Raw genomic sequence first — 12,065 nt, forward strand, 5'->3', positions numbered from 1 at the left:
GACAAAGCGGGTATTGGTGTTGCGTCTAAAACCGCAACGGCGGTAATCGACATTACTTTGGTCAAAACAAAACCTTTGGTTTTTTTCGGAGGTAATTGGTGATATAGAGTAGTAACGATTCATGCGATTGGAGGAATGATGGAGGCAAACGTAACCGATCGGGTTTTATCTGATGATATTGAAGATGTAATAGTATCAGAAGAGCAGATCAAGCTGAGGGTACGGGAACTCGGTCGGCAAATAAGCGAGGATTATAGGGGCAAAGATCTTATGCTTGTCGGTATCTTAAGGGGTGCGTTTGTGTTTCTTGCCGACCTCATAAGGGAGATGGGTATCTCAGTCGAAACCGACTTTATTGCCATATCAAGCTACGGGTCGGCCTCGACGACTTCGGGAGTAGTTAGGATACTAAAAGACCTCGACGATGATATAGCCGATAAACATGTGCTGATAGTAGAAGATATTCTTGATACCGGCCTTACACTGAATTATCTGATTAAAAACCTGAGTTCGAGACGACCGGCAAGCCTTGAGATATGTTCATTTATCGTCAAAGAAGGCAAGCAAAGGGTACCGATACGGCTGAAGTACTCGGGATTTACCGTGCCGAACACGTTTGTGGTCGGATATGGCCTCGACTATGCGCAGATGTATAGAAATCTTCCTTTTATAGGAACCTTGAAGCGTTCTGTGTATGAGGATGACGCGATACTATAAAGGTTAAAATAGAGAATATGTATAAATTGTTCAGAGTCATTAATTGTGGTAGCATTTCAGTTATGAAACAAATGAGGAGAAGCTTGTTTGAAAAGGCTTTTTAGAAGCGCCGGCTTCTGGTTTTTAATACTCTTAGTGATTGTTTTGCTGGCAACGACGGCTCTCAAGCCCACAGCGAAACCGGATCAGCTGCAATATACTGATTTCGTCAAGCAGGTTAACCAGGAGCACGTGGCCAAAGTTGTGATTTTTGATAAGGACCACAGGCTCGATGGGCAGTACAAGGCCAGTTATAATAAGGGCGGGCAATTTACGCTCTACTATCCTTCACAGGATCAGACACTGGTCACACAGATGCAAAAACATAACGTGCAGATAACCGTCGACCCACAAAAAGAGACGGTTTGGTTATCGATAGTGTTGAATTTCTTGCCGTTCGTTCTCATCCTTGGGATATGGATGTTTATGCTCCAGCAAATGCAGGGTGGCGGCAACAAGGTGATGTCGTTTGGAAAAAGCCGTGCAAAGCGCCTCACCAAAGACTCTCCGCGGGTCACGTTTAAAGACGTTGCGGGTGTCGATGAGGCGGTTGAGGAATTGCACGAGATACAGGAGTTCCTGGCCAACCCATCCAAATTTCAGGCACTTGGCGCGAAGATCCCAAAAGGTGTTCTGCTTTACGGCCCTCCGGGGTCCGGCAAGACGCTTTTGGCGCGCGCCGTTGCAGGCGAGGCCGGAGTACCGTTCTTCTCGATAAGCGGCTCTGACTTTGTCGAGATGTTCGTCGGTGTCGGCGCATCGAGGGTGCGTGACCTGTTTGAGCAGGCTAAAGCAAATTCCCCGTGTATCATCTTTATGGATGAGATCGATGCTGTCGGTAGGCACAGGGGTGCCGGTCTCGGCGGAGGCCACGACGAGCGCGAGCAGACACTTAACCAATTACTGGTTGAGATGGATGGCTTTGACATTAAGGATAACGTTATCCTTATCGCGGCGACCAACAGGCCGGATATCCTTGACCCGGCGCTACTGCGCCCGGGCAGGTTCGATCGCCAGATCGTCGTCGACAGGCCGGATCTTAATGGAAGGCTGGGGATTCTTAAAGTTCATACAAAGGGTAAGCCGCTTGCAAAGGATATCGATATCGATGTTCTCGCCCGCAGGACTCCGGGATTTACCGGCGCGGATCTTGCCAACCTGGTGAACGAGGCGGCGCTCTTGGCGGCGCGTCACGGTAAAAAAGAGATCGACATGTTGGAACTTGAGGAATCCATCGATAGAGTTATCGCGGGTCCTGAAAGAAAGACCCGCCTGATAAGCGAGAAAGAGAAGAAGATAATCGCCTATCATGAGGCCGGGCACGCGTTGGTCGCACATACGCTTGAGCATGCCGACCCGGTTCATAAGATATCGATTATCCCGCGCGGGAGGGCGCTTGGGTACACCCTGACGCTCCCGACCGAGGATAAGTTCCTGGTATCGAAATCGGAACTTACCGACAATCTCGCCGTCTTCCTTGGCGGTCGGGTTGCGGAAGAGATGGTCTTCGGCGAAGTTACGACGGGTGCGCATGACGATCTGGATAAAGCGACAAAAGTTGCCCGTCAGATGGTGTGCGAGTACGGTATGAGCGAGAAGCTCGGGCCGCTCACCCTCGGCCAGAAGCAGGACCAGGTGTTCCTGGGGCGCGACTTTGCTTCACACCCGGATTACAGCCAGGAGATCGCCTATGAGATCGATAAAGAGATCAGGCGTATGGTCGATGAGGCGTTCAAGAGGGCCAAACAAATATTAACCGAGAAGAAATTAATTCTCGATCATATTTCGCAAGGTCTTATCGATAGAGAGACGCTGGAAAAGGGCGAGTTGCAGTTGATTCTTGAAGGAAAAGAACTTCTCCCAAAAGAAGTAGCTAGCGGTGAAACGACCGGGCCCGTTAAGGAGCAGAAACCGGCGGCAAAGGGTAAGGATGTACTCGATATGCCCGGCAAATTAAGGCCGGTCGAAGGTTAAGGCCGCAAGAACTATATGTTCAAGCTTATATGATTCGAAATACAAAAGGCCACGTTTACGTGGCCTTTTGTATTTCACATATTCGCAATTTGCGTGAATTATGACATAATATTCTAGTTGATCTGCAAATTACTTGCTGAAAGAGCTTAGAGTGCACGATTTTTAGGCCTGAAAGGGGGTTTCTTGTTTGGACAGGGAGAAGATTGAACAAGGGGTTCGCCTGATACTCGAGGGAGTCGGTGAGGATCTTAATCGCGAAGGCCTGTGGGATACGCCGCGGCGCGTTGCCTCGATGTACGAGGAAATCCTAAGCGGCATGAACCAGGATGCGATCAAACTACTGGGTGTAACGTTTGGCGAGAACCATGATGAGATGATCATGGTAAAAGATATACCGATCTATTCGGTCTGCGAGCACCACCTCATGCCGTTTATCGGAAAAGCTCACGTCGCCTATATCCCGGGCGAGGATGGAAGGGTGACCGGCATTAGTAAACTCGCTCGGGTGGTGGATGTCTTTACGAAACGGCTGCAGGTTCAAGAGAGACTGACTACACAAATCGCAGATTCGATGGTGGAGGCGTTAAAGCCTAGAGGCGTTATGGTGGTCGTTGAGGCCGAGCATCTTTGTATGACGATGCGAGGCGTAAAAAAGCCCGGCTCTACTACGGTTACCTCGGCGGTCAGGGGTATTTTCAGAAGCCGTGGAGCCGCGCGTGCCGAGGCACTGTCACTCATCAAAGGTGAGTAAAAGGGGACATATAAAAGGGAGATATGGTAGTGAGGTCACGAGTTTTATGCATAGATAACCCTGAGGATGCCAGAACGATGCTTGCAGGGCTGGATGTTTCTGCCCAGGGCATCGATATCATGGCGTCTAAAGCCATCCATCGTATAATAACTATCTCGGATATCGATTCGCGTGCGGCAAATATCATCAAGCAGGAAATGCTCTCGCGCGGTGGCGAGGCCGCCGCCCCCTGGGTTCTCTATAAGATGGACCTGCGAAAAGTGGATATGATTCTCATGGGCACGCTGCGCCAGTATGATGAGCTGTGCGAAAAGCTCGTTATGCAGCCATTTGGCCTAAAAGCGCTTGTCCGACAAATTAAGGACGCGCTTAGCAACTATGACAAACAACCGCCCGTGATAGAGGCCGGCCGTTTTAGGCTTGACCTTGCGGCAAAGACCACCATTATGGGCATTCTCAATGTAACGCCGGATTCGTTTTCCGATGGCGGCCGTAATTTCGATTTCGCGGTAGCCGTCGAGCTGGCAAAGCGCATGGTTGATGATGGAGCCGGTATCATTGATATCGGCGGGGAGTCGACGCGCCCGGGAGCCGATCCGGTCGGCCTTGACGAGGAACTCAGGCGAACTATCCCGGTTATCGAGACGCTTGCGGGTGAGCTTGATGTTCCTATCTCGATCGATACTTACAAGCCCGAGGTTGCCAAGCGCGCGCTTGACGCCGGAGCTACCATTATCAACGATATCAGCGGATTGCGCGATGAAAAGATGCCGGAGCTTGCCATCGAGCGGAATGTGCCGGTAATCGTCATGCATATGAAGGGTACTCCGCGAGATATGCAGCAGAACCCGGTCTACGAAGACGTTGTTGCCGAGGTTGCCGATTGGCTCGACCGGCAAGCCGAAAATGCGATTGCAGCGGGGCTTCCCAGCGAAAAAATCCTTATCGATCCGGGAATCGGTTTTGGCAAAACCCGCGATCATAACCTTGAGATTATGAGGCGGTTCTCTGAGTTTAAGAGCCTCGGGTATCCGATTGTGCTTGGTGCCTCTCGAAAAGCGTTTATTGGGGCCGTTCTTGATCTGCCGGCGGATGAGCGTGTAGAAGGCACAATAGCAAGCGTTGTCTATGGGGTTACCCGGGGTGCTAATATCGTGCGAGTCCATGACGTGAAAGAAGTCGCGAGAGCATGCAAGCTTGCCGACGCGATTATTATGGGAGCGGAATAAGTAGTGGTTGCAAGTGGTGGTAGCAAATAGTGGTTGAAATGGCAAAGGTGTTTCTAAGCCTTGGTTCGAATCTTGGCGATCGCGTTATGCAGCTGAGACAAGCCGTTCGCGCCATCGCTGATCACGAGGCCGTCGAACTGGTGAAAAGCTCCTCGGTATACGAGACCGAACCGGTCGGGGATGTGCCGCAGCAGAATTTTTACAATATCGTTATTGAGGTTACAACCGATCTTTCGCCCCATGAGCTACTCGAGTTGGCTCACACGGTTGAAAGGAGCCTTAATAGGAAAAGAAAGCTACATTGGGGACCCAGAACCATAGACGTTGATATTCTTCTCTACAACAACTCACTAATTAATGAAGAAGACCTTGTCATACCTCACCCAGAAATGTTAAAACGCGCTTTTGTCCTCGTCCCGCTTCTCGAAATCGAGCCGGATATCGTACTTCCCCGTGGTGAAGTAGCATTAGATTATCTTCACGAAGTAGCAGGACAGAAGGCCGAAAAAATTGGCAGTTTAGTGTGATGGCGTTATAATGAGCACGGGGTACCAACAGACGCAAGCGGCGATAAAGCCGTAAAATATGTAAGAGGTGTAAGTGATTTGAGCTGCGATACGAATATGGTTAACGAGATACAGAGGTTAAAGAAGGAGCGGAACGCGATAATTCTCGCCCACAACTACCAGGTGGCCGAGGTGCAGGATATAGCCGATTTTGTCGGCGACTCGCTTCGTTTAAGCCAGCAAGCGGCCGCCACCAGTGCCGATGTGATAGTTTTCTGCGGTGTGCATTTTATGGCGGAGACTGCGGCAATCCTGTCGCCGACTAAAACCGTTCTGCTTCCCGATATCAACGCCGGCTGCCCCATGGCGGATATGGTGACGGCGGATGAACTGAGGGAATTTAAGGCTCAACACCCGGGAACGCCGGTTGTGACGTATATAAATTCAAGCGCGGAGGTGAAGGCCGAGAGTGATTATTGTTGTACCTCGGCCAACGCTGTAAAAATAATCGAGGCGATTGATGCTGATGAGATCATTTTTGTTCCCGACCAGCATCTCGGCCACTATGCGGCAACTAAGACATCAAAAAATATTATCCTTTGGAAGGGCTATTGCCCGACACACCGCAGGATTACCCCGGAGGAGCTTACAAAACAAAAAGAAGCCCACCCTAACGCAAAAGCGGTCGTTCACCCCGAGTCTTTGGCGGAGGTAATCGCGCTGGCGGATGCCGTGGCAAGCACAGAGGGCATTCTTCGCTACGCCAGAGAAACAGATGCCAAGGAGTTCATCATCGGAACCGAGGTCGGGATACTTCACCGCCTGCGTAAGGAAAACCCGGATAAGGTGTTTTATCCCGCGTTTGAACGGGCAATCTGTCCGAACATGAAGAGAACAACGCTTGAGAAAGTCCTCTTCTCGCTGCAGGACATGGAACACGTGATTACGGTACCCGAAGATATAGCAGCACTCGCGAAACGCGCAATTGATAGGATGCTGCAGATTGTTTAATAAACAATGATATGTTTAAGTTTATTTAAAGAGCTGAAAGCTAAAAAATGATTCCCAGGTATTTGGTTAACTTTAATACGGACAACATTGATAAAGTAGTAACCGACGTCGTAGTCGTAGGAAGCGGTGTGGCCGGTCTTTCTGCGGCGCTTGAGATATCCAAACAATTCGACGTGGCCCTCGTTACAAAAAGCGAGCTAAAAGAGACCGCCACCTGGTACGCCCAGGGTGGGGTTGCGACCGCCGTCAGCCCGGAGGATTCTCCGAAGCTGCATCTAAAAGACACCCTTGAAGCGGGCGCCGGCTTGTGCGATCGGGAAGCCGTCGATGTCCTCGTAAACGAGGCTTCCGATCGCATCGGTGAGCTTATCCGGCTTGGAGCAAAATTCGATTGGCAGGGCGATCACATCGGGCTCTCACGGGAGGGCGGGCACCATCTGGCCAGGATTTTGTACTCAGGGGACACCACCGGTAGCGAAATCGAGGCCACCCTGATCCGAACGGCCGAGGCGTGGAAAAGCGTCCAGGTGTTTGAGCACAGGTTCAGCCTGGATGTGCTGGTAGAGAATGGACGCTGTGCCGGGGTCGTCTGTCTGGATGAGCCTACGGGGCGGCTTGTCGTTCACTTTGCAAAGGCGGTTATCCTGGCTACGGGCGGGGCCGGACAACTGTTTTCTGTTACTACCAATCCCGTGATTTCAACCGGTGACGGCATTGCAATGGCGTATCGCGCAGGTGCGGTAGTCACCGATATGGAGTTCATACAGTTTCATCCGACAGCGCTTGACAGCGACTCCATGCCGAGGTTTCTCATCACTGAAGCTCTGCGTGGCGCGGGGGCGTACTTGAGGGATTGTAACGGTGAGCGCTTTATGGTCGGCAGGCACCCCCTGGCAGAGCTTGCGCCAAGGGATGTGGTGACCAGAGAGATGGTTCGCGTGATGCACCGTTGTAACGATAGCCCGATCTATCTCGACGCGACCCACTTGCCTAAGGAGAAACTAAAAAAGCGCTTTCCAAATATATGGGCACACTGTCGCGAGAACGGGATTACTATCTCAAAGGACTTTATCCCGGTCAGGCCGGCGGCGCATTACACAATGGCCGGCGTTAAAACGGACCTGGACGGTCGTACCAATATCCCGGGTCTTTACGCAACGGGGGAGACCGCATGCACCGGCGTGCACGGCGCGAACCGTCTTGCAAGCAACTCGCTTCTTGAGGGCCTTGTGTTTAGCAAACGGATTACCGATACCGTTATCGCGAAACTCTCGGAAGAGGGGCAGGAGACAAACCCCAACCTTCGCATCGCGTGTGATATGGATAGGGTGCAGACTGAGATCGATTTTAAGAAGGAGCGCCGGTGGCTTCAGAAACTTATGACGGATTATGTCGGGGTCGTCCGCTCAGAGAAAGGCCTTGAATACGCAATTTCTCAACTTGATTCCAAAAGCGGGCTTCTTAAGGCCGGGTTTGTCAATCCCGAAGGATTTGAACTGCAGAATATGCTCACGCTTGCCGGGCTCGTTGCAAGATCCGCGCTGGAGCGCAAAGAATCTCGCGGTGTTCATTACCGGGAGGATTATCCCGAGCCAAGCGATGAATGGCTGCGTCATATCGAGTACCGTTTAACGGAGGATGCCGTTGCGCTATAACACCTTGCCGGATAAAGAGATCGAGCAGGCGATACGCATAGCAATAGAAGAGGACTTTGGCACGTCGGGCGATGTCACCTCAAAAGCAGTCATCGGCAGCGGAATCACGATGCACGCGCAGATGCTTGCAAAAAGCCCCGGGGTAATCGCGGGCCTTACCGTCGCCGAGCAGACGTTTAAACATCTCGACCAGAATATCATTTTTACACCCCTCGTTTCCGAAGGCGATTTTGTCGAAGCCGGCGCTAGAATTGCCGAGGTTTCCGGTGATGCGCGGGCCGTCCTTGGGGCCGAGAGAACCGCACTTAATTTCGTTCAGCACCTATCAGGGATTGCGACTGAGACCCGTACCTATAAAAAAGAAATCGAAGGCTATAAAGCACAGCTTCTAGATACGAGAAAAACCACACCGGGGCTTCGCTACCTCGAAAAATATGCGGCCCGCGTCGGGGGTGCCGTTAACCACCGCTACGGTCTTTTTGACCAATTTCTTATTAAAGACAACCATATCAAGGCGGCGGGCGGTATTGGGGAGGCCGTGCGCAGGGCGCGTGGCTACAACCAAGACCTCAAAGTCGAAGTAGAGGCCGAGACCCTGGATGAGGTCAAAGAGGCTCTGGAAGCGGGCGCCGATATTATCCTGCTCGACAACATGGATATCATTCTGCTCAAGGAATCGGTTGCATTGATAGGTGACAAAGCCCTCACGGAGGCCTCCGGCGGTGTCACGCTTGCCACAATAGCCGCGGTAGCCGCGACCGGAGTAGATCGCATCTCGGTCGGCGCTATCACCCAGGCGGCAAAGCCCCTCGATATCTCGCTGGACGTCACGGACGGGTCGAAAGCCGATGAATGAGAGTCAAGTTAGTCAGGAGGCGACGTGAAGGGGCACTCGACGGAGGCGGCGGTAATAAAAGCGCTTAAAGAAAAACACGGCGACTGCGACTATATCTCGGGCGAGGATTTGGCCGCTCAATCATCCATCTCGCGTGCCGCTATCTGGAAGCATGTCAAGAGCCTGAGACAGAAGGGCTATGAGATTGAAGCCACGCCACGCCGTGGATACCGTTTGCTGTCGTCTCCCGATGCGCTTCTTGCCGAAGAGCTATTTCCTCTGCTGGCGACCACAACGTTTGGCAGAACTATCGTATACAAGGACACGATCGACTCGACAAACCGTTATGCGAAAGAACTTGCCGAGAAAGGCGCGGAGGAGGGAACCGTGGTTATAGCCAACGAGCAACGTCGGGGCAAAGGGCGCCTTGACCGCAGATGGGTATCCCCACCGGGCGGTATCTGGCTCTCAATAATTCTGCGGCCCGCCATCCCTCTGCAAGAGGCCTCAAAGTTCACCCTTCTGGCCGCTGTCGCGGCAGCCCGAGCGATTGAGACAGCCGGTCTAAATCCTGAAATAAAATGGCCCAACGATATCCTTATCGGCGGGAAGAAAGTTTGCGGGATTCTGCTCGAGATTAGCGCTCAATCCGATCGCATCGACTACCTGGTTATAGGCCTCGGGATTAACGCCAACAACGATCTTGATACTATCCCCATCGACAGCCGAGAACACGCGACGACTCTCGCTGCCGCCCTGGGCAAAAAGATAGACAGGCGCTCTCTTGTCGCGACACTGCTCCTCGAGCTAGAGAATAGGAGCAAAACCTTGCTCGCGGGGGGCTGGCAGGAAATTCTGGACGAATGGATGAAGCGTTGTCGGATGTTTGGCCGGCATATTATCTTACGTATGCTGCATGGTGAGGTCGAGGGCGAGTTTGTTGGAGTCGATCAATCCGGCGCGATACGGATACAACTGCCCGGTGGGGAGATCAAGTCGTTTGCCGCCGGGGATGTGAGCGTCAAGAAACAACGCTTGACTTAAGATAACGCTCGCCTATAATTGTAAACCATAAATAATAATATGGTTTACAATTAGAAGGAGAAGGCGCTCTCATGAATATATCCGCGATGGTAAAAGCCGCACTTCTAGCCGCACTTGCCGCTGTTGCCGCTCAAATAGCCATACCGCTCCCCTTTAGTCCCGTACCGATAACGCTACAAGTTTTCGTTCCACTGCTCGCCGGGGCGGTCTTGGGGCCCTTTTACGGGACCCTCAGTATGATTATCTATGTGTTAATGGGGGCTATAGGGCTTCCGGTGTTTGCCAAGGGCGCGGCGGGGCTTGGCGTTGTCATCGGCCCGATGGGAGGCTATCTTCTTGGATTTATAGCGGCGGCTTTTATTGTCGGGATTATCGTTACAAAAATCGGCAATACTACCGGCAAGCTCATTATAGCGATGAGCGCCGGTGTGCTGATTATCTATACGCTGGGCGTTGTTCAACTCGCCCTGATATCCAGATTAACGCCGGTCCAAGCCATCCTGGCGGGCGCTGTGCCGTTTATCATTCCCGACTTTATAAAGGCCGTTATTGCGGCTACTATCGCAAGGAGGATAGGCTTTGCGACAAGTGGGGATGATACTGATACTTAGGCTTGCAGATATCCAGATGCGAAGCGAACCTTGCAAAAGTTTGCATGCTATTTTCTTAGCAAGATATGATATAATTAAATGGAGTTTCGCCTATAAAAACCTATGGAAGTGATCGATATGGCTCTTAAAGATAAACCTATGGAAGTGACCTCCATGACGCTTGAAGATGCTATATTTTCAAGACGAACAGTGCGCAACTTCAAATCCGATCCGGTGCCCAAAGAACTCCTGGGAAAGGTGGTTGAGGCCGGAATTGCCGCACCGTCACCGCTTAACAGCCAACCCTGGAGTTTTATTGTGGCAACAGGCAAGGTAAGAGATGAGCTTGTTAAAATTATCCGTAAATTCCCGGCATACCTGGCGGACATATTGGCGCTCTACCCCAAAGAGCTGTCCCAGTTCATGAGCGAGGAGCAGATAGAAGACTTTGCAAAAGACCTTGGAGGAGCGCCCGCCATAATCTTCGTCACCGTATCTAAGAAAACCAACAAATACGCACACGCACATAAGGTCGATCTCATTGCCTGCGCCGGTGCCATACAGAACATGCAGCTTATGGCCTGGTCGCTGGGACTTGGGGCGGTATGCTTGACCTCGGCCCTATGGGTGGAATCGGAGATTATGAACTACCTTGGTTTAAAAGGCCGGGAGCTTGTCACGGTGATGCCGATAGGATATCGACTCTTCGATCCGGACCCACAGCCCCGGGATCACTTTACTACCACCTGGCTGGGATTTTAAAAAGAACCCATTCCACGTTTATTAACAACATTTATTACAACAATATTTATTACACTTGCTAAAGCAAAGGGTTGGACGTATTATTTTTTTATCCGGATTTTTTCAACGAGGTAATCTGATTGCAACCGCGCATGTTGCTGGTTATAGATATCGGAAATACGCATACCGTGTTGGGCTGTTTTGAACAGCGGCGGCTAAAAGCCAGCTGGCGCATTGCAACACGCCGTGATGCAACGGCTGATGAGGTGGCCGTTGCAATCTCCAACCTCTTTCATTTAAACGGGTTTACCCTGGCGGATGTCGAGGCCGTTGCGATTGCTTCGGTCGTGCCGTCGCTCACCGCATCATTTTTAGAGATGTTCACCGAAATATTTAAAACCGATGCCCTGGTTGTGGGACCGGACACGGATACGGGGGTACCGATTCTCTACGACAACCCGCAAGAAGTCGGGGCAGACAGGATCGCCAACGCCGTTGCCGGCTTTGAGTTATACGGCGGCCCGCTTATCGTGGTCGATTTTGGTACCGCGACGACCTTTGACGCGATTACCGAGCGCGGGGAGTATCTTGGCGGCTCGATTGCTCCGGGTATCGAAGTATCATCCGAAGCCCTGTTTAAGCGCGCTGCACGGCTCTCGCGAATCGACCTCGTTACCCCGTCGCGCGCCATCGGAAGGGATACGCGCAGTAGCGTTCAATCAGGCCTTATTATCGGTACCGGCGGTATGGTCGATCGGATTGTCGAGCGTTTTGAAACTGAAATGGGCCACCTAAAGCATGTCGTTGCCACGGGAGGTCTCGCCGGGCTCATAGCCCCGGAGTGCAAGCGTCTTACGGCGGTCGATCCTACACTTACACTTACCGGCCTGCAAAGAATTTTTGAAAGAAATCAGTCCAACCGAATCCATCCACTTTCTCACGATAGCGGCCTTATATAAGAATTTATGTAATA

The 12,065-nt window shown here is 51.7% G+C and carries 12 protein-coding genes; all 12 read left to right on the forward strand.

The genetic code is table 11. The features are described from left to right. Positions 1 to 138: 138 nt before the first annotated feature. The 12 genes from hpt to COY37_RS04945 all read left to right on the forward strand — a co-directional run bounded on the left by hpt (position 139) and on the right by COY37_RS04945 (position 12,051). Positions 139 to 717: a hypoxanthine phosphoribosyltransferase gene (gene hpt / locus COY37_RS04890; protein WP_286976490.1), complete on the forward strand. Its 579-nt coding sequence runs from the start codon at positions 139 to 141 to the stop codon at positions 715 to 717. Between the two features lie 87 nt (positions 718 to 804). Then, positions 805 to 2,730 carry an ATP-dependent zinc metalloprotease FtsH gene (gene ftsH, locus COY37_RS04895; RefSeq protein ID WP_286976493.1) on the forward strand — a complete coding sequence of 642 codons (1,926 nt, stop codon included), beginning with the start codon at positions 805 to 807 and terminating at the stop codon, positions 2,728 to 2,730. Positions 2,731 to 2,917: 187 nt separating this feature from the next. Beyond that, on the forward strand, positions 2,918 to 3,481 hold the full coding sequence (gene folE / locus COY37_RS04900; RefSeq protein WP_286678812.1) for a GTP cyclohydrolase I FolE: 564 nt from the start codon (positions 2,918 to 2,920) through the stop codon (positions 3,479 to 3,481). A 29-nt stretch (positions 3,482 to 3,510) separates the two neighbouring features. Then, positions 3,511 to 4,710 (forward strand): dihydropteroate synthase, encoded by a 1,200-nt coding sequence (folP, locus tag COY37_RS04905; RefSeq protein WP_286678813.1) that lies wholly within the window; start codon positions 3,511 to 3,513, stop codon positions 4,708 to 4,710. 38 nt (positions 4,711 to 4,748) lie between these two features. Further along, positions 4,749 to 5,237: a 2-amino-4-hydroxy-6-hydroxymethyldihydropteridine diphosphokinase gene (gene folK, locus COY37_RS04910; protein WP_286678839.1), complete on the forward strand. Its 489-nt coding sequence runs from the start codon at positions 4,749 to 4,751 to the stop codon at positions 5,235 to 5,237. A gap of 96 nt (positions 5,238 to 5,333) precedes the next feature. Beyond that, positions 5,334 to 6,227 (forward strand): quinolinate synthase NadA, encoded by an 894-nt coding sequence (gene nadA, locus COY37_RS04915; protein WP_502690516.1) that lies wholly within the window; start codon positions 5,334 to 5,336, stop codon positions 6,225 to 6,227. Between the two features lie 47 nt (positions 6,228 to 6,274). Then, the gene (gene nadB, locus COY37_RS04920; RefSeq protein ID WP_286976494.1) at positions 6,275 to 7,882 is read left to right on the forward strand and encodes an L-aspartate oxidase; all 1,608 of its coding nucleotides are present in this window, start codon (positions 6,275 to 6,277) and stop codon (positions 7,880 to 7,882) included. Then, positions 7,872 to 8,738: a carboxylating nicotinate-nucleotide diphosphorylase gene (nadC, locus tag COY37_RS04925; RefSeq protein ID WP_286678815.1), complete on the forward strand. Its 867-nt coding sequence runs from the start codon at positions 7,872 to 7,874 to the stop codon at positions 8,736 to 8,738. The genes nadB and nadC overlap by 11 nt, the downstream gene beginning before the upstream one ends. 24 nt (positions 8,739 to 8,762) lie before the next feature. Further along, the gene (locus tag COY37_RS04930) at positions 8,763 to 9,761 is read left to right on the forward strand and encodes a biotin--[acetyl-CoA-carboxylase] ligase (protein WP_286976497.1); all 999 of its coding nucleotides are present in this window, start codon (positions 8,763 to 8,765) and stop codon (positions 9,759 to 9,761) included. Between the two features lie 71 nt (positions 9,762 to 9,832). Further along, on the forward strand, positions 9,833 to 10,372 hold the full coding sequence (locus COY37_RS04935) for a biotin transporter BioY (RefSeq protein WP_286678817.1): 540 nt from the start codon (positions 9,833 to 9,835) through the stop codon (positions 10,370 to 10,372). 117 nt (positions 10,373 to 10,489) lie between these two features. Then, complete coding sequence (locus COY37_RS04940) at positions 10,490 to 11,113, forward strand: nitroreductase family protein (protein ID WP_286678818.1); 624 nt, start codon at positions 10,490 to 10,492, stop codon at positions 11,111 to 11,113. 119 nt (positions 11,114 to 11,232) lie between these two features. Further along, positions 11,233 to 12,051 (forward strand): type III pantothenate kinase, encoded by an 819-nt coding sequence (locus COY37_RS04945; RefSeq protein ID WP_286976502.1) that lies wholly within the window; start codon positions 11,233 to 11,235, stop codon positions 12,049 to 12,051. Positions 12,052 to 12,065: the final 14 nt, after the last annotated feature.

This window comes from Candidatus Aquicultor secundus, assembly GCF_002791875.1.
Taxonomy (GTDB): Bacteria; Actinomycetota; Aquicultoria; order Aquicultorales; family Aquicultoraceae; genus Aquicultor_A; species Aquicultor_A secundus.

Excerpts from the sequence above, each read along its gene's own strand:
- hpt (WP_286976490.1), top strand. The coding sequence starts at position 139 with ATGGAGGCAAACGTAACCGATCGGGTTTTATCTGATGATATTGAAGAT.
- folK (WP_286678839.1), top strand. The coding sequence starts at position 4,749 with ATGGCAAAGGTGTTTCTAAGCCTTGGTTCGAATCTTGGCGATCGCGTT.
- nadA (WP_502690516.1), top strand. The coding sequence starts at position 5,334 with ATGGTTAACGAGATACAGAGGTTAAAGAAGGAGCGGAACGCGATAATT.
- nadB (WP_286976494.1), top strand. The coding sequence starts at position 6,275 with ATGATTCCCAGGTATTTGGTTAACTTTAATACGGACAACATTGATAAA.
- COY37_RS04935 (WP_286678817.1), top strand. The coding sequence starts at position 9,833 with ATGAATATATCCGCGATGGTAAAAGCCGCACTTCTAGCCGCACTTGCC.
- COY37_RS04940 (WP_286678818.1), top strand. The coding sequence starts at position 10,490 with ATGGCTCTTAAAGATAAACCTATGGAAGTGACCTCCATGACGCTTGAA.